The following is a 26,326-nucleotide window of genomic DNA, read 5'->3' as shown; positions in this document are numbered from 1 at the left end:
CTCCGCCGTTGGGCGGCGGCCGACGCGGATCGCGTCGGCCGCTCGCAGTGGCTACTGGACGGTGAAGGGAACGCCGGGGACGGAGTCCGGAAAGATAGGGACCGGGACCTTCATCCATTTGGCGTAGAAAGCGGCCAACTTGCCGTTCGACTTGATCTCGTCGATGAACTTGTTGGCCGTCTCGTTCCACTCCTTGTCGCCCAGTCGTGTGCAAGCGCCGTTGTAAAGGGCGGTGAAGTGAAGCTTCGGCTCGAACCCGAGTTCCGGCTTTGCGGCGTTGAGGCGCTGCGGATAAAACAGGTTCGCACCGACCGCCTGGACTTGACCAGAGAGCAGCGCCTGGATGGTGGCGGCGTCATCGTCGAATCTGCGGATCTCGGTCCCGGACGGGGCGTTGTTGGTTACCTGAGTATCCTGCGTGGAGGACCGCGGAACGCCGATGACGAATTTGCTCATGTCGGCATTGCTGTTGATCGGCGTTGCCTGGGCTGCGACCAGCGTAATCTCGTTGGCGACATAGGGTTTGGAATACTGCACCGCTTTTGCGCGCTCCGGCAGCATCGCCATGGTTGCGAACAGAATGTCGACGCGGCCCGTGGTCAGCGCAGGAATACGATTGGCCACCGCCAAGGGGACGAACTCGGCCTTCACGCCGAGATATTCGGCGAAGGCCCGCCCCATGTCGGCATCGATGCCATCCTGCTTTCCCGAGCTATCGACATAGCCCCAGGGAGGATTGTCGCCTTGAATGCCGATGACGACGACGCCCTTCTTCTTCACGTCTTCCAGAGCGCCCGCCCGCGATTCGCCTGCGACAGCGATGGCCCCCAGCGTCAGCAGCGCAAAGCCGAGCTGGCGACGATTGATTGAAAATGACATCTGATGTTTTCCTCCTGCTGGTGATGGCTGTATCTGATTAAGTAGGTGCGCCGTTCCTACCTTTGATTGGCCAGGGCAAGCCTGGCCTCCATCCGGCTGCCCCACCACGACAGTGGCCAGCAGAGGACGAAGTACAACCCGCCGACCACGCCGAAGACGAGCAACGGCTGGAAGGTTTGGTTCGACACGATTTGACCGGCGCGGGCGAGTTCGATGAAACCGACGATGGCGGCGAGCGAAGTGCCCTTGATGAGCTGCACGAGATAGCCGATGGTCGCCGGCAGCGAGATGCGGATCGCCTGCGGCAGCACGATGTCGCGCATGCGGGACGAATAGTGCAGTCCGAGCGCCATCGCCGCCTCGGTCTGGCCGCGCGGCACGGCCTGGATCGCGCCGCGCCAGATCTCGCCGAGGAAGGCGGAGGCATTCACGGTAAAACCGATCGCCACCGCGACGAAGGCGTCGAGCTTCAGCCCGGTCAGCGCCAATCCGTAATACACGACGAAAAGCTGCAGCAGCAGCGGAGTCCCCTGGAATATCCCGATGTAAATGCGGGTGATCCATTCCACACCCCTGTGACCACAGGTGCGCAGCAATGCGACGGCCAGGCCAGCCGTGGAGCCGCCCGCAAACGCGACCAGCGTCAGCAGCATCGTCCATTGCAGCCCACGCAGCAGGAAGCCGAACTCTGGAAGACCGAAATGCGGTGTCATGATCTCTCCCTTCAGCGCGTCGGATACGAGAAGAAGCGGTGAGAGACGATCGCGAATCCCAGCATCAACAGCCAGGAGATTGCGAGGTAGAGGAAGGTGACGAAGAAGTAGACCTCGAAGCTGCGGAATGTGTCGCTCTCGATGCGCTGCGCAACCGAAGTCAATTCGTAGGCCGATACCGCCGAACAGATCGACGAGGTCAGCGTCAGCATGATGAACTGACCCGTGAGCGAGGGGTAGATCGCGCGAAGCGCGGGCTTGAGCACAATGAACCGGAAGACCTGGCCTTTGTGCAGGCCGAGCGCGTAGCCGGCCTCTACCTGTCCCTTGTGAATAGACTGCACGCCGCCGCGGATGATCTCGATGGCGTAGGCCCCGCCATTGACGCCGAGTGCGATAATGGCGGTGGCTGTCGGATTGAGCTTCAATCCGATGAGCGGCAGGGCGAAGAATAGAAAGAAGATCTGCACCAGGAAAGGTGTGTTGCGCACTGTCTCGACGAAGCCGATCACGAGAGCACGCAACCACGCCGCCTTGGAATCGCGTGCCGCGACGCCCGCAACGCCGATGATCATTGCAAGCGTCATGCCGGCAAGCGCCAGGCCCAATGTACCCATGCATCCCCACAGCAGCGCGGGCATCGCGTGCCAAACCACGGAGAAATCGAGCGTGTAGCCCATCTTGCGTTTCCTCTCGGGCGTTGTGCGTGCCGCTCGCCCATCGGCCGGGTGTCACCCTCCCAGGGACGCGAAAGTTGCGAAGAAGATGTCTGGATCAGGCGAGATGCCCGTGAACAGGCGGAATGCTTCGGTGCCCTGGAAAATCGCCATGCCACCACCATCGACGGTGCGGCAGCCGAGGGCACGCGCCGCGCGCAGCAGTGCGGTTTCCAGCGGGAAGTAGACGATCTCGGCGATCCACAGATCGGGACGCAGCAGGGCCGTCGGCAGCGGCGTGCCTGGATACTTGTCCATGCCGATCGGCGTCGCGTTGACAATTCCGTCTGCGGCAGCCACGGCCGCTGCGACGTCCTGGCCGGCCCTTAAGCGCCCTTCTACAAATCGAGGGGAAAAGCCGTCGACCACGCTCTGCGCCTTGGCCAAGTCGAGGTCTATGATGGTCAGGTCCTGCACGCCGAGCTTCATGAGCGCGAAAGCGACCGCCGCGCCTGCGCCGCCCGCGCCGAATTGGACGACACGACCGAGCGGCGTACCTTGCATGTTGCGGCGAAAGTTCTCGGCGAAGCCGAACCAGTCGGTGTTGTGGCCAGTCATTCGACCATTCCTGACGACCACGGTGTTCACGGCACCAAGCGCCTCCGCGTCCGGCGAAAGCTCATCCAAGAGTGGAAGGATCGCCTGCTTGCAGGGATGGGTCACATTCAACCCGTCAAAGCCCATCCGCCTTGCTGCCGTGAGCAATTCCGGCAACGCCTCCACACCGAGCTTCAACTCTGTCAGATCGATCTTCTTGTAGATATAGCGGATGCCAGCGGCGTCTGCGGCCGCTTCGTGCATGGGCGGGGTGCGGGACGCAGCGATGCCGCTGCCGATCAGGCCGACGAGAAAGCTGGACTTCGGATGCATGCTCGGCATCGCCCGTCAGCTCAATGGGACGGTCAGTTCGGCGATGACCTGAGCCGTGCTCGGTCGAACGCCGCGCCACCAGGCAAAAGCTTCCGCTGCCTGCTCGACCAGCATGCCGACACCGTCGGCCAGCTTGGCTACGCCTTCGGCGCGGGCCGCTCGCAGAAAGGGGGTCAGCCCTTTGCCGTAGGCGAGTTCGTACGCCAGCTCCGCGCCGCGGAAGACATTGCCCGGAAGCGGCGGCATTTCGCCCCGCAGGCTGGCGGACGTCGCGTTGACGACGACGTCATAGCCCTCGGCAAGATCGGCCAGCTCGGCATAGCCGCTGACGATCAGGGGACCACAGCCGGCAAACTCTTCGGCCAACGCAACCGCTTTCGACAGCGTTCGGTTGACCAGAACCAGCTCGGACGGCTCCTGGCGCAGGAACGGCAGCAGCGCGCCGCGCGCCGCCCCCCCGGCGCCGAGCATCAGAACGCGCCGGCCGGCCATTTTGACGCCGAGATTCACGGTGATGTCACGCACAAGGCCGATCCCGTCGAAATTCTCGGCAATGATCCGATCGCCCTCGAACTTCAGGCAGTTTGCGGCGCCTGCTCGTTTGGCGCTCTCTGAAAGCTCGTTTGCGTAGGCGAAGGCATCGAGCTTGAACGGGGCGGTGATGTTCAGCCCCTTGGCGCCCTCTGTCCGGAATTGATCAACTCGTTCGCTGAAGCCGTTGAGGGGTGCCTCGATCGCTTCATAGACGAGGTCCTCTCCCGTCATTTTGGCGAACGTCCCATGGATGAGAGGTGACTTGCTGAAGCCGATCGGATTGCCAATCACCGCATAACGATCGCTCATGGCTTACTCCTGCACTGCGGCTTCGTTGTAGAGGACACCGTCACGCACCATCGCCTCGACGAGCTCGGTCGACAGCCCCAGCGACTCTGCAATGCGGCGATTGTCCTGGCCGAGCAGCGGCGCCGGAGTACGCACCGTGGTGTCGCAATCGGAGAAACGGAAGGGCAGGTTCGGCAACGTCACCCTGCCGAGCACGGGATGCTCCTGCTCGACCAGCATGCCGCGCGCGTGGATCTGCGGATCCCTCACGACCTCTTCGATGGTCTGCACGGGAGCGGACGGCACACCTGCTTCGTCGAGCGCAGCGAGACAGGCATCCCGAGACGGCTGCGACAGCGTCCAGTTGCGCACGATGTCCATCGCTTCGGCATAATGGGCGTTCCGCGCAGCAGGCGTGGTGAAGCGTTCGTCAGATGACAGGCTGCTGCCCCCGATCAGCGTCGCCAATCGCCGCCACGCATCGTCGACTTGCGCAGCGATCACAAGATTGCCGTCCCTGGCCGGAAAGACGCCGTAGACAGTCGAGTCCGGCTGTCCGCTGCCGGTCTGCTTCGGCAGGTCGGTACCGCCGGAGAGGAAGTAGCGCTGAACCGCGTAGTCATGCATCGAGACCATGCAGTCGTACAGCGCCAGATCGATATGCTGGCCGCGCCCGGATGACGCGCGGCCGACCAGCGCGGCATTGATGGCAGCCACACCGTGAATGCCGGTATACATGTCGGCCAGCGGCATCCGCAGCAGCGGCGGCGCTTCACCGGGGGAACCCAGTTGCGCCAGGGCGCCCGACATTGCCTCCGCGATCAGGCCGAAGCCCGGACGGTCGGCATAGGGACCGGTGTGGCCATAGGCCGAGACCGAGCAGTAGATCAATCTGGGATTCCGCGCCGACAGCGCCTTGTAGCCGAGGCCGAGGCGCTCGAGTGCGCCGGGGCGGTAGTTCTCGATGAAGACATCGGCCGTGTCGATGAGCTTCATCATCATGTCGAGACCGCGCGCATCGCGCAGGTCGATGCACAATCCCTGTTTCCCCATGTTCTGCTGCAGGAAATAGCCGGATTGTCCGTCCTTGAAATAGCCGTGGGCGCGGCCTGCATCGCCTGCCTTCGGACGCTCCACCTTGATGACTTCCGCGCCCATCGCGGCGAGGCAGCGGCCCATGAAGGGGCCTGCCAGGAAATGGCTGTAGTCGATGACGCGGATGCCTTTGAGGGGTAGATCTTGCGCTGTCATGCCTGCTCTCCTGCGGCACCATTCTTTGGGCGCATCGGGATCATCAACCGGTGCTCACCGAGCTGCACCACTTCGCCGCGCTGATTGATCAACTCCGAGGGCAGCACCACGATGCCCCACCCTTCCCGCTTGGTGGCGCGCATCGAGCCGACGCGGAACTTCACGTGGACGGTGTCGCCGAGCTTGATCGGCAGCTTGAAATCCCACGTCCAGCCCAGCGACATTCCCGGGAGGAAGCGGTAGTCGGCACGGGTCTTCAAACCGTCGGCCAGCGACAAACCAAACAGCCCGTGCGCGACGCGCGTGCCGAACGGTGTGGTCTTGGCGTATTCCTCGTCGACGTGGACCGGCGTGAAGTCACCCGTCAGCTCGGCATAGGCATTCACCATAGCCTCGGTGACCGTCACCGAGGGGGTGACGCATTCGTCACCGACCTTGGCATCGTCCCAGTAGCGCTCATCGGTCATGTCGCGTCTTCCTCTAGGCACGGGGATTGATCGCCAGGGCGGCTTCCACGGCGCCTGCGCTGGCTTGCAGGATCTCGACGTTGAGGCCGCCTGGCAGTTCGAGCCAGTTCGGCCCGGCGGGCAATGCCTTGGCGCCCCACGCGGCGGCACGGGCGAGCACACCTTCATAATCGTCGACCATGATGCCGAGATGGGCGAGACGTCCCTCTGGTCCGACAAAATTCGGATCCTCAATGAGCTGCACGCTTCCGAGCACCCACACCTGACGCGGGCGCGCGCCATCGGCGGGCTGCTCGTCGCGAATGGCAAGACCAAGCACCTCACGAAAGAAGTCGACGTGACGATCAACGTCCGGCACGCGGATCGCGACATGTTCGACATAAGCGCGAGGCAACGACATCGTCTCAGACCTTTCCAGGATAGTTGCTGCGGGCGTATTCGAGCCCTTTGACCAACGCGACGAGGGTGGAATTGACTGGGGTCGGCACGTTGAGCTTGGCGCCCCAACGCACGACGGAGCCGTGAATGTAATCAACCTCGGTCAGGTTGCCGGACTGCAAGCTCTGCAACATCGACGTCTTGAATTCGGGCGGTAGTCCAGCGGACGCCATCGTCCAGGCACGCCGCGGGTCGGTAATCGAGATCTTGACGCCGGCAGCTTGCGCGACCTCGATGCTCTCTGAGATTGCGGCCAGCGCACAATCTTCCAGGATGGGTAGGGAATAGAGGCCGCCATAAGTCAGCCCGGTAACGGCGGTAATTCCTCCTCCGGCGACGTTGATGAACAGCTTGTCCCACATCGTGCCCAGGATGTTGTCGCTGAGCAGCGTGAGAATGCCGGCACGATTGAACGTCTCGGAAATTCGCTGTGCGCGTTCCGTCAGGCGCCCATCAAGTTCGCCGATGATGGTTTCCTTGCCGATGACCCCGGAGCGAACATGACCAGGGCCGAGCAGCACGCCGCCAACGTAGGTCTTGCCTGCCATGACCCGGTCACGACCAACTTCCTCCGCAAGGATGTCCTCGTGGCCAAGACCATTCTGAAGCGACATCACAACCGTCTGCGGCCCGATGATCGGCGCTGCCGCCCGGATCGCATCCCGCGTGTGGTAGGACTTGACGAGGACAATGACGAGGTCCGCCACGATGCCGACCTGGGCCGCGGAGGTGCAGGCAGAGACCTTCACAACTGTCTCGGCGTCGCCTTCGAGCATCCGCAGGCCCGCAGCATTGACCGCGTCGACATGAGCCTGAAACGGATCGATCAACCAAATCTCGGCACCACCGCGCGCCAGCGTGCCGCCGATGGTCGAGCCCAGGGCTCCCGCTCCGATAAAGCAGATCCTCATCCGAACGCTTCTCCCTCGCCCGTTTTGGCGTTGGAAGCGTGGTAGCAGGCTGCCCGGTATTTGGATATGCTATGATCCTTATATCCATTATTTCAGATCGCAATGAAGCACCGGGACCCCTCCGAGACGAACCTGCTGGATCCGCGCCTGCTCCGGCTCTTCGATGCGTTGTTCGCCACGGGCAGCGTCACCAAGGCAGCCGAGAAGCTCGGTCAAAGCCAGCCGACCATTTCGATCTGGCTGGCGCGCCTGCGAAAGGAACTGAACGATCCGCTCTTCATCCGGTCAGCGGAGGGAATGCTGCCGACTCCGCGCGCCGAGGCACTCATCGGCACGGCCAGACAAGCGTTGGAGACGCTGCGTCGTCTGGCGGAGCTTCGCCCCGAGTTTGATCCGGCGACTGCAAAGCGCCGCTTCGTAATCTGCATGACGGATGCGAGCCACATCACGCTGCTTCCGGCCATCCTCGCCCACGTTCGCCGCGTTGCGCCGGGCATCCGCATCGAGGCAGCGCAGATCGGCGGCGATACCCCACGAATGCTGCAGTCTGGCGAGGCCGATCTGGCGCTCGGCTACATCTCGGATCTCGACGCCGGACACTTCCAGCAGGCACTCTTTCCGCAGGACTGGGTCTGCCTGGCGAACGCAAAACATGCCCGGATCCGCGACGGCATCACCGCAAAGGATTTCAGGCGGGAGGCGCACGTCCTCATTCGTTCCGGCACCGGACATCAATTGCTTGCGGACGCGCTAAAGGAGCAGCGGATAGTCCTTGACGTTGCGCTCGAGCTCCCCGGCTTTTTGGGACTGCCCGCAATCGTCGGGACGACTGACCTGATCGCCACCCTGCCGAGGCACATTGGCGAAACGCTGGCTCACTATTACGGACTGCGCGTGCTCGATTGCCCGCTGGCGATCGCCGGCTTTACGGTGAAGCAATATTGGCACGCTCGCTTCCATCACGACCCGGCGAGCCAATGGTTGCGTGACCTGTGCGGGGAGCTCTTTCAACAGCAGGACGTGCGGGGTCTACTTCGTTCCGGTCGGCCAAGGAAACGAAGGCCACGCGATTTGCAGTCGTAATCGTCCCTGGCAGCGGGCAGCGACCGCCCCCGAGGCCGCCGGCTGGACAAACTGCAGCACGGCTGCAATTCCGCACAAGCGCAGCTCGACCGGTTGTCCACTTCGTTCGCCGTAGCACCCTATTCTACGATGAGGGCAAAGCAGACCTGCCCGAGCAGCCTCCGCCGTATATGTTGGGATGGAAGCCTCGGAGATAAGCCACCATGGCCACGCCGTTCAGCTCAATTCTGGACCGAGCCTCAGAATCTCCTTTTCCAAACGCGCCCAAAAGACCTGACTGGGATGAAACTGCTTACCGAATGAACTCAACAGCTTGAGACCTGGCTGGGGCGGGAGGGATCGAACCTCCGAATGGCGGAATCAAAATCAGTTTGATTATTCAACGATTTCAAGCCGCATTTGGAAAAAATGTGCGAATTCGCTCCTAGTGAGGTCAATTGCTTAGCAGGCTTTTCCAAATGGAAAAGCGCCCAGCGCGGATCACAATCGGGCAGCCAACCCGCGACCTAGACCCTTGGTAGTTCGTCAAAAGCCGCCCTTGAAGCAGCGGCTTGACAGCTACTAACGAGTGCGCCGAGAGACCAAAATCGGGACCCGCTGTCGCGCTGGCCAATTCAACGTTCGCACAATCTACAGGGAGCGCCGCAGTTTCCATCACGCAAGCTCCCACACACGATCGCCGAGTTTGCTTGACCCCACGACTACATCAACCGCGTCGTAAGAGGGTCAAGAGATAGACGCCACAAGGCGGCCCAACACGGCTTCCCATGGTCAAATCCTCCGGCTCGTGAGCGACGTCCAACTGTGCGGTCCGCCGGATTCTATTTCCCGCGGAACACGGCCGAGCGACGTTCCACGAAAGACTGGATGCCTTCTTTCATGTCCTCGCTGCTGAAGACGCGATCCTTGATCTTGGGAATGTAGTCGATCGCGGCTCTCTCGCCGGCCTCGATGTATTTCAACGCGGCCTCTTTCGTCACCTGAATGCCGATCGGCGCGTTCTTGGCGATCAAATTCGCAATCTCCATCGCGCGCGCAATCTGCTGGCCGGGTGCAACGACTTCCTGAACGAAGCCGATCTTGTGAGCCCGGGCTGCGCCGAACTCGTCGCACAGGAACAGGTGATACATCGCGTCTCCCCAGCCCGCCCGCGTCAAATACCGGAAATGGGCACCACCAAGAGGCGCGATCCCGCGCTTGGATTCCATCTGACAGAACCTGGCGTCGTCGGCCGCCACGACGATGTCGCCAGCCAGCATCATTTCGATTCCGATTGTGAAGCAGATCCCCTGTACGGCCGTCACAATCGGCTTGCGGCACCGGCTCTTCAAGGCGAACGCATCGATGTTGCCGGGCTTTGGCTCGGTATTCTCGGCCTTGGGTCCGAAGAACTTCGGCATATCCAGCCCGGCCGTGAAATCCGGGCCCTCGGCGCAGAGTACCCCGACCCAATAATCGTCGGTGCGATCGAGAAGGGTCATCGCATCCGACATCTGCGCCATCATCTGCGGACTGAATGAGTTCTTCTTCGCCACGTTGTCGATGATGATCTTGAACACATGCCCGTGCACCTCGGTGCGGATTCGGCCGGCTTGGGTCTTGGTGTCGCTCATTGTTTGTCTCCGAATTGCTTCCAGGCGACTGCACAATGACGCGCACGCCTCTGCCGTCGACCGGCATGCGCCGATCTTCTTTAGCAACCAGCTTGGACAGATCGCCGGAATACCGGCCACCAAATATTTGGACAACCTTTATTCAGCGGCGACGCTTAGCTCAGCGCAGCAAACGCAGTCCGTTCGAAGGCCATCAATTCCTCCGTCCGGCCGTCGCGTATCTTTAGGAGCCATCGCGGATCCTGAAGCAGCGCCCGCCCCACCGCGACAAGATCGAACTCCTCGCGATCGAGGCGGCGGATCAGTTCGTCGAGGGACGCCGGACGGGAGCTCTCCCCGCCATATGCCGCGATGAACTCGCCGGTCAGGCCGACCGACCCGACCGAGATCGTCGGCACTCCCGTCACCTTTTTGGCCCATCCGGCGAAGTTCAAATCGGAACCATCGAACTCCGGCTCCCAGAAGCGCCGTTGTGAGCAATGCAGAATGTCGACCCCCGCGTCGACCAGAGGTTTGAGCCAGGCTTCCAACGCGCGAGGCGTATCGGCCAGCTCCACCTCGTAGTCCTGCTGTTTCCACTGGCTGATCCGCAGCAATATCGGAAAGTCGGATCCGACCGACTTGCGCACGGCCTGAACGATATCAGCGGCAAACCGGGCCCGGCCCGGCAGGTCCTTGCCTCCATAGGCATCCTCGCGGCGATTGGTGCCTTCCCAGAAGAATTGATCGATCAGATAGCCGTGCGCGCCATGCAATTCGACGGCGTCGAACCCCAAGCGCTTCGCGGCAAGCGCCGCATCGGCGAAAGCGCGGATGGCGTCTGCGATGTCCTCTTCGGTCATCGGCTCGCCGAATTTCTTCTCCGGTCGCGACAGGCCGGACGGACTGTCGTAGGGACCCGGAGGAGACCAATCCTTGGCGCGGGTGCGAACGGCTCCGACGTGCCATAGCTGCGGTGCCATCAGACCACCCGCGGCATGCACCTCGTCGACCACACGCCGCCACCCCGCCAGCTCCTTCTCTCCGTGAAAACGGGGAACGTTCGGATCGTTCAGGGATGCCGGACGATCCACGCCCGTACCCTCCGATATGATGAATCCGACCGCTCCTTCGGCACGCCGGCGGTAATACCGCGCGACGTCTTCGGTCGGGATTCCGCCCGGAGAGAATGAGCGCGTCATCGGCGCCATCACGACCCGGTTCGGCATGTTCAGCCCTTTCAGCTTGAAAGGCCGGAAAAGAACGTCGCTGGACATCCGTGCTCCATGATCTGGTGGTCGTTTTGCGGGCTTAGATCATCCGCCCCGCATGTTCAGAAGGTACAATTCACTTTGCGTCGGCACTGAGTACGTCACCGAATTGCTCCCACGTGGTCCCGTTCCAGCGCTGAAGCTGTAGCTGCGTGTACGCCATGCTGCCTTCCGGGCCCGTGTTGATCACGACACCCGGTATGGAAGTCGGAAGAGACAGCGCGCGTATGCTCCGCGATTGCTTGACGATGTTCTCGCGCGAGAGATCGTTGCCGCACTGCTTGAGCACCTGCTCCAGGATCTGTCCCTGCTGGGTACCGAACAGATAATTGTTGTCGCCGATATCGGCGCCTGACAGGTATTTGGCAAAAAAGTCGCGGTACCACTTAATGCCCGGATCATCGGCCCACTTCTTGTCGTTCGGATCCTTGGTGATTGTCGCGGCAACTATGCCCACGGCCTTTTCCGGCCCCGCGGGGACGATGGTCGACGACACGGAGCTCGAAACGAAGTTGATCAGGAACAGCGGCCTCCAACCGATTTCATCGACTTTCTTGATGGCCTGCGCTGCGAATTTCGGCGTGCCGGCGACCAGAAAGGCCTCTGCGCCAGATGACTTAAGCGACACGACGTGGGAATCAATGGTCGGTTCGGTCACCTCATAGGAGGACACGACGACTTTCTTGTTGAAATCGTCCTTCAGGTAGGCCTTGAATGCATTGACGAAGTCCTTACCCAAATCATCGTTCTGATACAGTATCGCGATCTTCGCGTCGGGACGGGTCCGGGTGATGTATTTTGCGTAGATTCGTCCTTCGGTGTCGTAGCTTGGCAATCCCGTCGTGGTCATCGGGAATTCAGCGAAATTCGTGAACTTGCTGACCCCGCTCACGACAAACGGGTGCGGCACTTTCTTCGCGTTGACGTACTTGATGGTGGCGCTGATGCCGGGCGTACCCAACGGGCCAAACAGGAACGCCACCTCGTCGCTCTCGATGAGTTTCCTGGTCTGCTCCACCGTCTTGGGAGGGCTGTAACCATCGTCGTAGGTGATGAGGTTGATCTTCCGCCCGTTGATGCCGCCACGCTCGTTGATCGAATTGACGTAGGCGATCATGCCCTTTCCGGTATTGCTGAGCGGCGAAGCGGGGCCGCTGAAAGGGAACGTCGCTCCTATCTTTATCTCGGATTCGGTGACGCCCGGCGTCTGCGCATGCCCGCCGGCTATGGATGCCGCGAGCGCGGCTACAATCATGGCGCTTCTCAACATTATCATCTCCCTTCAGCGACAAGTCCGTCGCTAACGTTCTTTCTTGAACCGGCATATTGCCGTTCAAATCACTCCTGACGCCCGTCAGCCAGCGGCTGCCGCACGGGACGCCTTCGGGGCGGCCTGTTCGTTCGCCATCTCCCGCAGCTTGTGTTTCAGTATCTTGCCGGTGGAGGCCGAGGGTAGAGCGTCAAGCACAATCAATTCGGTCGGACGCTTGTAGGACGTGAGCAATTGGGCCGTGTACGCCTTGAGGTCTTCCGCGCTGATGCTCGCACCGGGGAGAAGCTGAACGAACGCGACGACCTCCTCGTTGCCCTCGACCTTTCGTCCGACGACGGCCGACTGAACGACCTGGTCGTGCGCGTTCAGAACGGCCTCCACCTCGGCGGGATAAACGTTGAAGCCGGAGCGGATGATAAGCTCCTTGGTGCGGCCGGCGATATAGAGATGCCCCTTGCCGTTCACCCGCGCGAGATCCCCCGTGTTGAACCATCCCTGCTCATCGATCGCCGCTGCCGTCAGGTCAGGCGCACGATAGTAGCCGAGCATGATGTTCGGACCTCGAACGTGTAATTCGCCCACTTCACCGGTCGCCACCTTTTTTCCTTGTCCGTCCACGATCCGGTGCTCGATGCCGGGAAGAAACGGGCCGACCGACTCGTCCGGGACAGGCTGTTCCGAACGGACCCCCGTGAGGCCTGGTGAGCATTCCGTTATGCCGTAATTGTTCAGCAGCGGGATTCCAAACTCGTCCTCGATCCGCTTCTTGAGATCGAGGTCGAGCGGAGCGCCAGCCACCGCCATGATCCGCAGGCTGCCCCGTTCGAGCCGTTGGATGCCCTTGACCGCCTTGTGCTCAAGCAGCCGCTGATATGTGGCAGGCACGCCGAACAGGCTCGTAATCCCTTGCTCGGCGATGGCATGAGCCAGCGCAGCGGGATCGGCCTTGGCCACGACATGCAACGTGCCGCAGTGCATCAGCGTCGAAATCAGTAGGATCGCATACCCGACGATGTGTGACATCGGCAGCACGCCGTAAATGCGGTCGCCTGGACTGCTTCGGCGAAGGATTCCCGACGTCCTTGCGGTGAAGAGGAGATTGCGGTGACTCAGCATGACGCCCTTCGGTGCACCGGTCGTGCCTGAGGTGTATAAGAGGCCTGCGACCTGGTGGGCGCCATCCTTCTCGACGGGCTCCGCTTCGGCATCCGCATTGAGAGGACCGATGCCGATTCCGCCGAACGGCCCCACGGCGCCGATTTTCGCACCGATACGGCTGGCATGGTCGGCCGCTTCCTTCGACAGCGCCGAGTTGAACAGTATGCGTCTGGCACCGCTGTGCGTCCCGATCAGGTCGATCTCTCGGGGCGAAAGGCGGGGATTGACCGGAATACCCCAGGCATCGAGCTTGCTCGCTGCGAAGAGCATCACGCCGAGGGCCACGCTGTTCTCACTGGCAATCATCACGCGATCACCGGGCCTGATGCCCAATCCGGCGAGATTCTTTGCCGCAACGTCGACCGCATCCGCGAACTGCCGGTAGCTCCAGGCACGCCCGCCTTCCACGAAGGCCGGATGATCCGGAATATCCCGCACGAACGGCGCGTAAACCTCCTGCACTCTGGACGGCAGGCCGTCCAGCAGTTCGGCTGCGGTGAGCTCGTCCACGCTCCTCATGCCATCCTCCCTCGCGCCTTGTTTTCGGCAGCGTGCGCGGCCCCCTTCAACCGGGAGGTCCGCATCCTTCATTCTTATCGGCCCGCGGAGTAAACCGTTCTAAAATAGAACTGTCAAGACGAGCAGACGTGAATGTACCAGCAAATGGCGGAATTCTTGGTGCATAAATCGAATTCCAATTTAGAATTGGCGATCTCCGCGCACTTGTTCGGAGGGATCAGCTAAGCGTAATTACCATTTCTCAACCCACGGCCGCAGCACGACTTCAAAAGCCCAGGTCGACCGATGCTGGCGGTGCAGCTGCAGATAGGTTTCCGCGATATGGACAGGGTCGGCCATGTTGTCGTCCACGGTCGTTCCCGCCAGCCGGTGCGCGCGGGTGCCGTCTTCCTGAGTCCAACCGATTGCGGCATCGATCGGCACATTCGCCACATGGATTCCCTGCGGCATCAATTCTCTCGCGATGCTTTGCGCGAGTCCGGACTTGGCATGGCACGCCATCGCAAATGCACCACTCGATGGAAAGCCCTTGAGCGCCGCGCTGGCGTTCGTAAAGATTATCGTTCCTCTCGTACCATTGACGTCGGGTTCGTTTCCGAGCATGAGCCGAGCTGCCTGTTGACCTACCAGAAACGCGCTGAATGCCGAGTTTCGGATTGTTTCGAGCGCCATCATCGGGTCGGCTTCGAGAATGCCCTTGCGGAAAATGCCGGGAACGCGGCCATCGATGTTATGCACGACAAGCCTCGGCGCTCCGATCTCTCGAGCGACATTCGCGAACAGCTGTGCCCCGGCCTCCGGTTCGCTTGCATCGCAGGCGTACCGACGCACGCCGTGCATCTTTTCGAGAGTCTCAAGGACGGCTTTTTCCGGGTTCCTGGCTGCGACGGCGACACGCATCCCGTTTTCCGCGAACAGCCTGGCGCAACTCGAACTGATGCCCGGGCCACCGCCGACAATGAGTGCAACGTCCTGCAGGAAAGGCTGTGTATCGCGGTTGGATTCAGTCATGTCGTTTCCTCGGATGCACTTGGTGCCGGCCGGCGTATGGCGTCGCAACGCAGGCGGCACCGTTACGGAACTATTGTTTCACCGCAATCACGACCTTGCCCCTTGCTCGACCGGTCTCGACATAGGCGAGCGCGTCACCGGTTTTTTCGAACGGGAAAACCTGGTCCACGACCGGACGGATCACGCCGGATTCGATCAGGGACGTGATTTCGCGTAGCTGCTGTCCCTGCGCGCGCATGAACAGGAATGAGAAGCGCACACCGAGTTTTCTGGCTTTCTTCCGCACACCATGGCTCAGCAAACGCAGCACCAGTTTCAGGAAGGGGTTCATCCCCTGCTCCCTCGCGAATTCGGGGTCGGGCGGCCCGGAGATTGAGATGAGCAGGCCGCCCGGCTTGAGCACGCGCAGAGATTTTTCAAGCGTCTTGGCGTCCTGGCTGTGCAGGACCAGATCGTAGCCCGACAAGACCTTCTCGAAATCCTGGGTCTTGTAGTCGACGACCAAGTCCGCGCCGAGGCTCTTGACCAGTTCGACATTCTTCGCGCTCGTCGTCGTCGCCACGACCGCACCGAGATGCTTGGCGAGCTGGAGTGCGAAACTCCCCACCCCGCCGGAGCCTGCCTGGATGAAGACCTTCTGGCCGGGCCTCAGCTTGCCCACCTCGACCAGCGCCTGCCAGGCGGTCAGTCCCACCAACGGGATGGAAGCGGCCGCTTCCATGCTGATGTTCTCAGGCTTCGGCGCCACGTCGGCTTCGTTCATGGCAATGAATTCGGCGAATGTTCCGATCCGATGATCGCGCGGCCGTGCATAGACCTCGTCGCCCGCCTTGAATCGCCTGACATTGCGGTCAACCCTGACGACCGTCCCGGCAACATCGTGGCCCAGAATGAAGGGCGGACGATACGGCAGGATGAGTTTGAATTCTCCATCCCTGAGCTTGGAGTCCAGGACGTTCACAGCAGTTGCGTGAACCCGAACCAGGACGTCATCGTCCCGCAACTCCGGTTCTGGCATGGTTGCCGAGCGCAGAGCCCCTTTCTTCTTATATTTGTCGACGACGAATGCCTTCATGATGTCATCTCCAATTTCAAAATTTGGTCGCGGCGTCAGGCGTCGAGGAACGACAGCGCCTTCGGCACGAAATCGGCGTGGTACTGGAAAATCCCGCCGTGCCCGGCATCTTCGTAGATGACCAGTTGGGCGCCCGGGATACGCCGTGCCATGTCGGTGCTGTTTGCGGTCGGCACCATGATGTCGTTATCGCCATTCGCGATCAGGACCGGGATGCGGAGGCTGCCGAGATCCTAAGGCGCCTGCTGGCCCCAGCTCTTGATCGCCTTGAGCTGCCGCAACAAGGCCACTGGCGTGGCTCCTTTGTCCCGATTTGACTTGCGCTCGTTCAGCCTTTCCAGAAAGGCCTTTGCGGCCCGGCGTCCATTGGCCGTGGAGGTGAAGAACAGATAGAATTTCGGGTCTCGCAAAGTCAGCAAGCCCTTGATCATCAGCGGCCAGGACACCGGCCCGACCTTCTCGATACCTTTGCCGCCTGCCGGGCCCGTGCCGGTCAGAATCAGCTTTCGCACGAGACCAGGGGCCTTCAGCGCGATATCCTGGGCTACGAAGCCGCCGAGGGAAAAGCCGAGCAGATCGACTTTTTCAAAGCCGAGCGCCGCGATCAGAGCGATCGTATCTTGCGCCATTTCGCCAACGGTGACAGGCGCTTTCCCGCCTGAAGCGCCGATGCCTCGGTAGTCGATCGCCATGACGCGATGCCTGGTGGCGAGCCCATCGACGATCGGTGGATCGAAATTGTCGAGAACCGCGCCCCAATGGTTGAGAAGGATCAATGGCACGCCAGTGCGTGGACCGATATCGCGATAGGCAAAAGTTGTTCCTGCAGCACTGATCGAAAGATTCGGCGCATCGACATAGCGCACGACCGATCCTGGGTGGCTGACATAAGTTGACATCACTTACTCCATAGTTCGGCTGACACCGGAATCCCTGAGATCAGAGGGATATCGGATGACGCGGTTCTTCCTGTGCGCACCAAGAGACGCACGTGTTGATAGGCCGCCGTGTTGGCCTTGGCCCCGACGCCAGCCCAATGCTGGCGGAAGCACCCGGCATCAGCGCAATTCCGCGTCTGTCGTCCTCGGCTCCGGTCTTCCCAATTTGGTGTGGAACACCGACGACGGCGGACGCTTCTCAATAAAAGCCCGGACGGCTTCGGCGTGCTGCGCAGTGCCCGCCGCGAGGACCATCCTCTCGGCCTCTTGATCCAGTGACGTCAAGAAGTCGGCCGACAGCGCAAGATCGAGATTATCCTTCATGGAGGCATACGCGCTCGCCGGGCCATTCGCCAATGCTCTCGCCATTTCGAATGCTTCGCTTTGCAGTTCGGAATCAGGCACCACGCGATTGATAAGACCCAATGCTTCGCAGCGCCGTGCACTGATCCGTTCAGACAGAAACATCAGTTCGCGAGCACGTGCCGTCCCGGCAAGCCGGGTCAACAGCCACGAAATGCCGTAATCGCCGGTGAGCGCAATTCTGGCATAGCCTGTCGTCATGATCGTGGATTCGGCTGCAATACGAAGGTCGCAAGCGAGTGCGATCGCAAGCCCGGCGCCAGCCGCCGGTCCCGGCAAAGCCGCGATGGTGGGCTTCCGCACCGAAACAAGTGCGCCGGTCAGGGTTCGCTGACGTTCCCGCAATCGCGCAACCTTGTCGCTGAATGACATCGCCGGCGCGGCAGCGTTGCCGCCCATCCCCTTAACATCGCCGCCCGAACAGAAGGCAGTGCCTGCACCGGTAATCAGGAGGGCTCCGACCTCAGGATCATCTCCATTCTGTTTGACCATCCGGCGCAACGCCGGCGTAAGATGATCGGACAACGAATTTCGGGCTTCGGGTCGGTTCAAGGTAATCACCGCGACGCGATCCCGGATCGCGCACAGCAGTTCGTCTGTCCCCGTATCAACCGAGATGGATCCATCCGTCATGTTTCTGACCTTTCAAGTCCCAGGGAGAGCTCTCCAAAGTGACCCAGCGCGCCGTGCCCGTGTTCGAGCATCACCAGTTTTCGTTGAATGGCCGCAGTTCCGTGAGAAACGACCAGGCCGAGCGATCCTGACCGTAGAGATGCAATAATTCGTCGGCGATCGCCGCCGGCTTGATGAAGAACTCATCCGGTTTGTCGCTCATCCGCGCGCGCATCCGGGGCGTATCGATAACGGCGTCGATGAGAACGTAGGAGACGTGGACGCCGAGAGGTCCTACTTCACGTGCGATCGACTCGGCCAGAATGCGCTGCGCCGCCTTCGTCGGCGCGAAGCCGGCGAAATTGGCTTTGCCTCGGATCGAAGAGGTGTTGCCGGTCACCAGGATTGCGCCCTTGCCCCGATCGATCATGTCAGGCGCCACTTCTCGCGACAGGTACAACAGGCCCATCACGTTGACTTCGAAGTTGCCCTTCAGCATCTTCGGATCGATCTCGCGAAAACTCCCCCAGCCCCCTCCGACCGCGTTGTGGATGAGAACGTCCGGCGCCCCAAAGCGGCGCTTTACGTCAGCGACTGCGGTCCGCACCTGAGCCTCCTCCGAGACGTCGCAGGTCACCGCGTGCACGTCCGGAAGCTCTTGCGCAAGTCGATTGATGAGCTCCGCTGAGCGGGCAAGCGCGATGATACGAAACCCGCCAGCAGAGAAGCGCTTGACGATGGCAGCTCCCGTGCCTGGCCCTACTCCGGTCACGATTGCGATTGGTTTCTCGGTCATTCGACGCTCCCTTCGAGCTATTGTCCGGCCGCTCTCTTATGAATTCGCTCGGATTGCGACTGACAGGCGGCAGCTTCGTGCTCGGTCACCAGGGCCAGTCGAACCGCGACGTTCTTGTGGTAGGGCGTGCCCGCAATGGGATCGCGGTTGCCACTCTCGGTGAGCAGATTGATGCGCGGTCCGTTGATCAGGCGTTCACCGTCCGGCGAGGGATAAGCCTGGCCGTAACCGTGCGGCAGCGCCAGCTGGCCCTTGCGCATGGCGTCATCGACCTTGCAGCGGACGACGAGCCGCCCGGCCGCCGACTCCACCGCGATCCAGTCACCATCCTTCGCGCCCAACTCGCTCAGATCGCTCGAATTGATCAGCAGGGCGCCGTCCGGGTCGTCGCGACGCCACGCGGGATCGCGAAATATCTGGTTGGCATTGAACATGCGGCGGCCACCAGCCGCCAGCACGAACGGGAACTCCTTTGGCGCGCTAGCGGCTTGCGGATCGAGACGCGCCAGCCATTCCAGCATTTGCGGGACGATCAGCCGAACCTTGCGATCCGAATGGCCGATCAGTGACCAGACCTCGTCATACTCGTGCCGTGTAACCGCCGTGCCTTGCCGGCAGGCCACGATGGTGTCGAACAGGAGATCTCCGAGCTGATGGTCCGCCACCTGCTCGGATGCGCCGATCGCCCGCCGCACCGCTTGCGGCGATCGCTTCGCGCAAGCCTGTGCCGCGCTCCACATCGGCGCCGCGGCCGCGGTACCGTCCGGAAGCGCCTGCCCCAGCGTATGGTAGAGCACCAGGGCAGGCACTGCCGCAGGGTTCTCCGCGATGAAAGCACGAAAGGCCGCGGCGAATTCAGATCGCGAGCGCCGTGCTATTTCCCGTAGCGGCGCGAGGACATTGTCACCCGGCAGAAGCCCCAGGGCGATCGCAAGCCGCGTATAGATCTCGGGCTCCGGCAAGGTGCCGGCAAGTGGCGGCAGAACACTGGCGCGGACATGAAAATAGTTGGTCGGAAATTCGAAGTTGAACAGAGTAAATTCGGTCTTTTCGTATTGTGTGGAGGCCGGGAGAACGTAGTGCGCGAGCCGTGCGGTTTCGGTCATCGCAACGTCGACCACAACGCATAGCTCTAGCGACTGCAACGCGCGTTCCACCGCCACGGTATTTGCGGCGGTGTTGGCGGGATTGGAGCTGTCGATCCAGGCGCAGCGCAACCGCTCTGGATGATCCTTGAGTACCGCTTCGGGGAAAATGTTGGGCGGCAACAAGCCCCCAATGATCGCGTCGCCGGTCGGCGCGAATGTCTGGTTCGGAGAGTTTCCCCACAGCGGTTGAAGCCAGCTATGCAATTGGTTGGTACCTTCACGGCCGAAATTGCCGGAAAGCATGATCAAGAGCTTTTCAAGATAGGAGTTGAGTGTCGAGTTGACGCCTTGCTGGATGCCGAGTTCAACCCGAACCACCATGGCCTTCGCGGCTGCGATCATCGCGGCGCAGCTCTCCAGCTCCGCGATCGAGATATCGGCGGCGGCCGCCCATTCCTGAACCGGGATGTTCAATAGTGCTTGCCTCACTTCCGCGAAGCCGATCGTGTGCGCCTCGATGAACGCGTGGTCGATTCGGTCGGACCGGACGAGCGTGGCCAGCAGCGCGCCAAGGAGAAACGCATCGGCACCGGGCCGAACCGCGAGATGCAGATCCGCCATCTCTGCGGTTTCGGTTCGACGGGGGTCGATGACGATCAGCTTGCGTGCGGGATCCTTGCGGATCTGATTGAGATGGTCGCGCGCATTGGGGAAGCCGTGCGCGATCCAGGGATTTGCCCCGATGACAAGCAAGAGATCGCAATGATGGACGTCCTCTGACGTGTGGCAGGTTTGGCTGCCGAACATGTGGCCATTGACCCAGAAATCGCCGGTTTTTTCCTGCGAAAGCGCGTTGAAGACGCTGCGCGAGCCCAGCGCACGCAACAAGCCACTGGCGTAGGCACCGCCGGCGTGGTTGCCCTGCCCGCCGCCGCCATAAAGGGCAATACTCTTGCCGCCATACCTGTCGACGACGTCTCGAAGCCGCTCCGAGATTTCTGCGATCGCGACGTCCCACTCGATTTCATCAAAGCCGCCATCGGCGCGACGACGCAGCGGGGTCGTGAGCCGATCCCTGTGATGCGCATAGTAGGGAATGCGTGCCGCCTTGTTGCATAGATAGCCTTGCGACTTCGGGTTTGAACGGTCGCCTCGTACCTTCTCGAGGCGCCCCTCATTCACCCAGACCTCGATGCCGCAGTTTACGTAACACAGGTTGCAGGCTGTCTTGAGCCACTTGCCGGCCGTCATGGGCACCTCCCAGATTATGGTTTGTCGCAGCTCATCGCCTTTGCTGTTCTGCGCTGTCGCTTGTGAGTCCGGCCGCAGACAGTCATCCGTCCGGCGTCGAGAATATCGTCAGAAAGCTTCCCGGCACCGACAGCACGCGATAGCACGATCGATCCAACCATGGTCGCAATGGTGCTTGTCGCGATTTGGCGTGCCTGTTGAGGACCCTCGGCGGGAAGCACTTCGACCAGGATGTCGATCATCTTCTCCAGCTTGGAAGCAAGCGCCCGTTGCTCCCTCGGGCTCGATCGAGCGACATCAGCGGCCAGGGCTGGAAGCGCGCAGCCTTGTCTGGGATTGTCGCGGTGGCGGGAACTGAGATAATCGGCGATCAACGTCTCGAAACGATCCTCGTTCGCCTTCCGGTTCGCCAGTTTTTTCCACCGCTCGGCCGTTTGATCCATCGCAAACGCAATTGCCTCGCCGACAAGCGCTGCACGCGACTCGAAATGGTTATAGAACCCGCCGTGCGTAAGACCGGCGAGCTTCATCAACTCGACAACACTAAGTCCCTCGGCACCGTTTTGACGCAAGCCGTAGGAGGCACTTTCAACGATCCGGCTGTGGGTCTGGCGCCTATGGTCTCCTACGTAACGCATCTCCCCTCCGTGCAAGCTGCTCGGTGACCGGCTGTTCGACCGATCCCATCCACCAGCGCTTCTGGACCGCGCTTTTGAAGCGACGGCAATATTTCATTGCAATGTCGCCCGTGTTATATGACTATCGTCATATAACGAAGTGATCAACAGGAGAATTCGCCATGGCCGCCGCTTCCGATCCCGTCGTCATCCTCTCCGCGGCCCGTACGCCGCTCGGCCGCTTCATGGGCGAGCTCTCGCCGCTCAGCGCATACAAGCTCGGTTCTCACGTGATTGGAGCAGCTCTGGAACGGGCGAAGCTTGCGCCGGAGAAGATCGACGAGGTGTTCATGGGGAACGTGCTACCGGCCGGCCAAGGCCAAGCACCGGCGCGTCAGGCCGCTCGCGCCGCCAAATTGCCGGATGCCACCGGTGCTACCACCATCAACAAGGTCTGCGGCTCCGGCATGAAGGCGACCATGCTCGCTCACGACATCATCAATGCTGGCTCCGCCGAGATCGTGCTGTCCGGCGGAATGGAGAGCATGAGCAATGCGCCCTATCTGCTGGCCAAGGCGCGGGGCGGCTACCGCGCTGGCCACGACCGCATCATCGACCACATGATGATGGACGGGCTGGAAGACGCCTACGAGACCGGCCGCTCGATGGGCGACTTTGGCGAGGCCACGGCGGAGGCCTATCAATTCACCCGCAAAGACCAGGACGACTATGCGATCGAGACCTTGACCCGCGCCCGCAAGGCGGTTGAAGGCGGCGCGTTCAAGGCTGAGATTGCTCCAATCACGTTGACCGAGAAGGCCGGGCCCCGGATCGTCTCCAATGACGAACATCCGCTCAAAGTCGATCCCGCCAAAATCCCCGGGCTGAAAGCCGCGTTCCGCGCCAACGGCACCATCACGCCCGCCGCCTCATCCGCCAATGCTGACGGCGCGGCGGCGCTCATCTTGGCGAAACGCTCGCTCGCCGATCGCGACGGCCTTCCGGTGCTCGCCGAGATCAAGGGCCATGCCACCCACAGTCAGGAGCCACAATGGTTCACGACGGCCCCGATCCCCGCTATTCGCAAGCTATTGGACAAGATCGGCTGGAGCGTTGGCGACGTGGATCTGTTCGAGATCAATGAGGCATTTGCCGTCGTCGCGATGGCGGCACAGAAGGATCTCGGCATCCCCAGAGAAAAGCTGAACGTCAACGGCGGCCCCTGCGCGCTCGGTCATCCCATTGGCGCCACCGGCGCGCGGCTGATCGTGACGCTGCTGCACGCGCTCGAAGCGCAAAACCTCAAGCGCGGCGTCGCGTCGCTCTGCATTGGCGGCGGCGAAGCTACCGCCATCGCGATCGAGCGCGTCGTCCGCTGATATCACGGCTGACGGACGAGACGGACTCGGCGAGCGGCGCGAACCGCGTCACTCGCCACTTGATCTGCCCATTCCCGCGACGAGGAATATCCATGGCTGATATGACGAACACCGCGTCGCGGGACATTCCTAGCTCCAGCGTCCTGCCGATCGCGATCCTTTCCGTGCTGGCCGCGATGGGAACGCTTGCGACCAACATCTTGCTGCCGTCTCTGCCGCACATTGCGATCTCATTGAATGTCACGACTGCAGAGGTCACGTCCGCCATCACCGTGTTTCTTGCAGTGTTCGGGTTAGGCCAGCTCCTGGTCGGACCGCTTTCGGATCGCTACGGAAGACGGTGGTCGGTCCTGATCGGATTTGCCGTGTTCTTCGGCGGCAGCGTTTGGTGCAGTCTGGCAACCGACCTGCCCAATCTCCTGGTCGGCCGCGTCGTGCAGGCAACAGGTGCTTGCGCGACGTCAGTGCTGTCTCGCGCCATCGCCCGCGACATGTTCAGTGGCGCGGCACTGGCACGCGCGATGGCGCTCATCATGATCGTGATGTCCGCAGCTCCCGGGTTCTCGCCGCTGCTTGGCGGCGCCCTCGACCATAGCCTGGGCTGGCGCGCCGAATTCGCGCTGGTCGCGGCCCTTGCCGCCGTCGGCGCCGTTGCCTACGCCATCGTTCTTGGCGAAACCCACAATTCGATCCGCACGCCGTTCAATCCAGTTGTCGTCGGCAGGGCCTATGCCGGTCTGATTGGAGACCGTCGCTTCGCTACCCCCGCGGCCGCCTCGAGCCTCACTATGGGCGGCTTGTTCTCGATGTTTTCCGCTGCGCCGCGCCTATTCATCGAAGCGTTGCACTTCACGCCGATCCAGCTCGGGCTCTTCTTTGCGGGCACCGTCTTCATCGTATTCGCCGCGGGTATGCTTGCCACAAGATTGGCACCACGCTACGGGCTCGATGGTCCGATCCGGGCAGGTTTGTGCGCGACAGCCGCCAGCAGCCTTGCGATCCTGCTCATCTCGCTGATCAACCCGACTTTCTTGCCCTTTCTAGGCGCGATGAGCGTATATCTCCTCGGCATGGGCATTGTCAGTCCGTTGGCCACGGCGCGCGCGTTGTCTCCATTCGGCGAGAAAGCCGGCGCGGCCTCGGCGCTGCTGGGTTTCTTGCAGATGATGATCGCGGCAATCGGCGTATGGCTTGCTGCCACAGTGTCACATGAAGCAATGTTTGCGCTGGGCGTCGTGATGAGCGCGTTCTCCCTGCTGGCTCTTGGCCTGTACGCGCGGGGCCCGGGGTCTTGATGGGCGTATGACTCCGGACGCGTTTCCGTTCAGTCACTCATCGGCTTTGCGAAGTCGGGCTTAGGCCTGTCGGGCAAAGCGCGGCAAGGCTTGGCCGGCCCGACAATTGAGCCTGTTTCCAGCGCAATCATGTCCCGTGGAATTCCGGCTTACTGCTGCCCGCTGGGCGCTTCATCTCGAACATGTTCTCGGTCCTGACCTCGAGATAATCTCCACCCCGGCCGGCGCGCAGAATGGGACGCGCAAGTGCCGTGTTGTAGACGCCGTCCTCGATCAACGTTTTGTCGATGTAGACCGCGACGACCTCACCAAGCACGAACCATCCTTCGACCTTTTCTCCGCGTGCGTTGGCCAGCTGAGAGACCTCGACGACCTTGCATTCCATGGCGGCCCTGCTCTCGCCCACCCGCGGCACAGCAACGTGGCGTCCGGGTATCGGCGTCAAACCGGCTACTTCGAACTCGCTCACGCCGTGATCGAGCGGCGTCGCTGTCACGTTCATGCGCTCGCCGAGATCCATGGTGACCAGATTCCAGACGAATTCGCGCGTCTCGCTGACGTTCTTGACGGTGTCTTTCCAGGAAATTGAGGAAAATCCGATGATCGGAGGATCGTAGAGGAACGCGTTGAAAAAACTGTAGGGGGCCAAGTTCAATCGACCGGCTGCATTGCGCGATGAGATCCACCCAATCGGACGCGGCGCGATTATCGCATTGAACGGATTATGCCGGAGCCCGTGGCCTTTCGAAGGCTCGTAGTAGTGGAAGTCGGCCTGGTCCATAAATGCCCCCGAAGCTGCCGAAGGCCGTCGATCTGGCCCGTTGAGCTTCAACAAAGATCGACGCACCCATGACCATGCGTGCGCATAGCCTCCGTCAGAACGTCCGGAAGCGGTATGTCCTCCCGGCTAAGCCATCGCCCGAGCCGCAGCCGGCCGCTGCCCGGCGCCGTCGAGGAAACCAGTCAGGCGCTGCCGGATGATTCTTTCCGCATCCGCCATGATGCGATCGATCAGTTCCTTCACGGTCGGGATGTCGTGAATGAGTCCCACGACCATGCCGCAGCTCCAGGCGCCCGCATCCATATCGCCGTCGATCATCACCTTGGGATAAACGCCCGCCAGCTGATCGTGGATGTCCTCGATCTTGAGGCTCTTGCCCCTCTCCCGCTCAATCTCGAGCAAGTTCTCGACGCCCTTGTTGTTCAGAACCCGCTCGGTGTTGCGGAGCGCCCGCATGACCAGGCGCGTGTCGAGCTCCGTTGCCTTGACCAGGGCATCCTTGACGTTCTGGTGCACCGGCGCTTCCTTGGTGGCGATGAAGCGCGTACCCATGTTCATCCCGGCGGCGCCCATCGCCAGAGCCGCGACCAGGCTGCGCGCGTCGGCCATGCCGCCGGAGGCAACGAACGGGATTTTCAGTTCCTCGGCTGCGCGCGGCAACAGGATCATGTTCGGCATGTCATCCTCTCCGGGATGGCCGCCGCACTCGAAGCCGTCGACGCTGACGGCATCGCAGCCGATCTGCTCGGCCTTCAGTGAATGCCGGACGGAGGTGCATTTGTGGATCACCTTGATGCCGGCCGCCTTCAGGGCCCGCATGTACTGTTCGGGGCTGCGCCCGGCGGTTTCGACGATCTTGACGCCGCTCTCCCTGATGGCCGCGATGTACTCCGGATAGGGCGGTGCGCTGAAGGTCGGCAGGAACGTGAGGTTCACGCCGAACGGCTTGTCCGTCATGTCGCGGCAGCGCGCGATCTCCTTGGCCAGCAGCTCCGGCGTTCTCTGCGTCAGGCCCGTGATCAAGCCGAGCCCGCCCGCGTTGGAGACGGCCGCCGCCATTTCGGCGAAGCCGACATAGTGCATTCCGCCCTGGATGATCGGGTGCTCGATGCCGAACAGTTCGGTAATTGCTGTCTTCACGAATGATCTCCCGCGTT

24 protein-coding genes and 1 pseudogene are annotated in these 26,326 nt (G+C 61.6%); 3 read left to right on the top strand and 22 right to left on the bottom strand.

Annotated features, from left to right (window positions below):
• Window positions 1-51: 51 nt before the first annotated feature.
• The 9 genes from YU9_RS0100690 to YU9_RS0100650 are packed head-to-tail and all read right to left on the bottom strand — an operon-like array spanning window position 52 to window position 7,067.
• Window positions 52-879, bottom strand: coding sequence for a transporter substrate-binding domain-containing protein (locus tag YU9_RS0100690; RefSeq protein ID WP_027571030.1), 828 nt, complete (start codon window positions 877-879; stop codon window positions 52-54).
• 56 nt (window positions 880-935) lie between these two features.
• Complete coding sequence (locus YU9_RS0100685; RefSeq protein ID WP_027571029.1) at window positions 936-1,592, bottom strand: amino acid ABC transporter permease; 657 nt, start codon at window positions 1,590-1,592, stop codon at window positions 936-938.
• A gap of 11 nt (window positions 1,593-1,603) precedes the next feature.
• Window positions 1,604-2,272, bottom strand: coding sequence for an amino acid ABC transporter permease (locus YU9_RS0100680; protein WP_027571028.1), 669 nt, complete (start codon window positions 2,270-2,272; stop codon window positions 1,604-1,606).
• A gap of 51 nt (window positions 2,273-2,323) precedes the next feature.
• Window positions 2,324-3,178: a shikimate dehydrogenase gene (locus YU9_RS0100675; protein ID WP_027571027.1), complete on the bottom strand. Its 855-nt coding sequence runs from the start codon at window positions 3,176-3,178 to the stop codon at window positions 2,324-2,326.
• 15 nt (window positions 3,179-3,193) lie between these two features.
• Window positions 3,194-4,021, bottom strand: a complete 828-nt coding sequence (gene aroE, locus YU9_RS0100670; protein ID WP_027571026.1) for a shikimate dehydrogenase — start codon at window positions 4,019-4,021, stop codon at window positions 3,194-3,196.
• A gap of 3 nt (window positions 4,022-4,024) precedes the next feature.
• Window positions 4,025-5,251, bottom strand: coding sequence for a CaiB/BaiF CoA-transferase family protein (locus YU9_RS0100665; RefSeq protein WP_027571025.1), 1,227 nt, complete (start codon window positions 5,249-5,251; stop codon window positions 4,025-4,027).
• On the bottom strand, window positions 5,248-5,718 hold the full coding sequence (locus tag YU9_RS0100660) for a MaoC/PaaZ C-terminal domain-containing protein (protein ID WP_027571024.1): 471 nt from the start codon (window positions 5,716-5,718) through the stop codon (window positions 5,248-5,250). Before YU9_RS0100660 ends, YU9_RS0100665 begins: the two co-directional genes overlap by 4 nt.
• A gap of 13 nt (window positions 5,719-5,731) precedes the next feature.
• A complete protein-coding gene (locus YU9_RS0100655) occupies window positions 5,732-6,118 on the bottom strand; it encodes a VOC family protein (protein WP_027571023.1) in 387 nt (128 codons plus the stop codon).
• A 4-nt stretch (window positions 6,119-6,122) separates the two neighbouring features.
• Complete coding sequence (locus tag YU9_RS0100650) at window positions 6,123-7,067, bottom strand: ketopantoate reductase family protein (RefSeq protein ID WP_027571022.1); 945 nt, start codon at window positions 7,065-7,067, stop codon at window positions 6,123-6,125.
• Window positions 7,068-7,169: 102 nt separating this feature from the next.
• Between YU9_RS0100650 and YU9_RS0100645 the strand changes: the two genes are divergently transcribed.
• Window positions 7,170-8,150: a LysR family transcriptional regulator gene (locus tag YU9_RS0100645; protein ID WP_027571021.1), complete on the top strand. Its 981-nt coding sequence runs from the start codon at window positions 7,170-7,172 to the stop codon at window positions 8,148-8,150.
• A gap of 821 nt (window positions 8,151-8,971) precedes the next feature.
• Here the strand turns inward: YU9_RS0100645 and YU9_RS0100640 are convergent.
• From YU9_RS0100640 to YU9_RS0100590, 11 genes and pseudogenes are all read right to left on the bottom strand, one after another.
• Window positions 8,972-9,763, bottom strand: coding sequence for a crotonase/enoyl-CoA hydratase family protein (locus YU9_RS0100640; protein WP_027571020.1), 792 nt, complete (start codon window positions 9,761-9,763; stop codon window positions 8,972-8,974).
• Between the two features lie 155 nt (window positions 9,764-9,918).
• Window positions 9,919-11,019, bottom strand: a complete 1,101-nt coding sequence (locus YU9_RS0100635; RefSeq protein WP_027571019.1) for an NADH:flavin oxidoreductase — start codon at window positions 11,017-11,019, stop codon at window positions 9,919-9,921.
• Window positions 11,020-11,089: 70 nt separating this feature from the next.
• Window positions 11,090-12,268 (bottom strand): ABC transporter substrate-binding protein, encoded by a 1,179-nt coding sequence (locus YU9_RS0100630; protein ID WP_156951592.1) that lies wholly within the window; start codon window positions 12,266-12,268, stop codon window positions 11,090-11,092.
• Between the two features lie 99 nt (window positions 12,269-12,367).
• A complete protein-coding gene (locus YU9_RS0100625; protein ID WP_027571017.1) occupies window positions 12,368-13,963 on the bottom strand; it encodes a class I adenylate-forming enzyme family protein in 1,596 nt (531 codons plus the stop codon).
• A 231-nt stretch (window positions 13,964-14,194) separates the two neighbouring features.
• Window positions 14,195-14,974: an SDR family oxidoreductase gene (locus YU9_RS0100620; RefSeq protein ID WP_051380295.1), complete on the bottom strand. Its 780-nt coding sequence runs from the start codon at window positions 14,972-14,974 to the stop codon at window positions 14,195-14,197.
• 70 nt (window positions 14,975-15,044) lie between these two features.
• Window positions 15,045-16,049, bottom strand: coding sequence for an NADP-dependent oxidoreductase (locus tag YU9_RS0100615; protein ID WP_027571015.1), 1,005 nt, complete (start codon window positions 16,047-16,049; stop codon window positions 15,045-15,047).
• Between the two features lie 35 nt (window positions 16,050-16,084).
• Window positions 16,085-16,948 (bottom strand): annotated as a pseudogene (locus tag YU9_RS40545) (alpha/beta fold hydrolase).
• Window positions 16,949-17,107: 159 nt separating this feature from the next.
• The gene (locus YU9_RS40540) at window positions 17,108-17,983 is read right to left on the bottom strand and encodes an enoyl-CoA hydratase-related protein (protein ID WP_051380294.1); all 876 of its coding nucleotides are present in this window, start codon (window positions 17,981-17,983) and stop codon (window positions 17,108-17,110) included.
• A 70-nt stretch (window positions 17,984-18,053) separates the two neighbouring features.
• Window positions 18,054-18,758 (bottom strand): SDR family NAD(P)-dependent oxidoreductase, encoded by a 705-nt coding sequence (locus tag YU9_RS0100600; protein WP_027571014.1) that lies wholly within the window; start codon window positions 18,756-18,758, stop codon window positions 18,054-18,056.
• 17 nt (window positions 18,759-18,775) lie between these two features.
• Window positions 18,776-21,097, bottom strand: coding sequence for a molybdopterin-dependent oxidoreductase (locus YU9_RS0100595; protein WP_027571013.1), 2,322 nt, complete (start codon window positions 21,095-21,097; stop codon window positions 18,776-18,778).
• A 14-nt stretch (window positions 21,098-21,111) separates the two neighbouring features.
• Window positions 21,112-21,735, bottom strand: a complete 624-nt coding sequence (locus tag YU9_RS0100590; protein ID WP_027571012.1) for a TetR/AcrR family transcriptional regulator — start codon at window positions 21,733-21,735, stop codon at window positions 21,112-21,114.
• 161 nt (window positions 21,736-21,896) lie between these two features.
• On the opposite strand from YU9_RS0100590, the gene YU9_RS0100585 reads away from it, so the two are divergent.
• Both YU9_RS0100585 and YU9_RS0100580 read left to right on the top strand, forming a co-directional pair.
• Window positions 21,897-23,093, top strand: coding sequence for an acetyl-CoA C-acyltransferase (locus YU9_RS0100585; protein ID WP_027571011.1), 1,197 nt, complete (start codon window positions 21,897-21,899; stop codon window positions 23,091-23,093).
• A gap of 92 nt (window positions 23,094-23,185) precedes the next feature.
• A complete protein-coding gene (locus tag YU9_RS0100580) occupies window positions 23,186-24,388 on the top strand; it encodes a multidrug effflux MFS transporter (protein ID WP_371259091.1) in 1,203 nt (400 codons plus the stop codon).
• Between the two features lie 127 nt (window positions 24,389-24,515).
• Here YU9_RS0100580 and YU9_RS0100575 read toward each other — a convergent pair whose 3' ends face one another.
• A complete protein-coding gene (locus YU9_RS0100575; RefSeq protein ID WP_027571009.1) occupies window positions 24,516-25,169 on the bottom strand; it encodes a flavin reductase family protein in 654 nt (217 codons plus the stop codon).
• 126 nt (window positions 25,170-25,295) lie between these two features.
• Window positions 25,296-26,309 carry a nitronate monooxygenase family protein gene (locus tag YU9_RS0100570; RefSeq protein ID WP_027571008.1) on the bottom strand — a complete coding sequence of 338 codons (1,014 nt, stop codon included), beginning with the start codon at window positions 26,307-26,309 and terminating at the stop codon, window positions 25,296-25,298.
• Between the last annotated feature and the right edge of the window lie 17 nt (window positions 26,310-26,326).

The organism is Bradyrhizobium sp. WSM1743 (assembly GCF_000473065.1).
Classification (GTDB): Bacteria; Pseudomonadota; Alphaproteobacteria; order Rhizobiales; family Xanthobacteraceae; genus Bradyrhizobium.
This window is presented reverse-complemented; position numbering and strand designations above follow the sequence as displayed.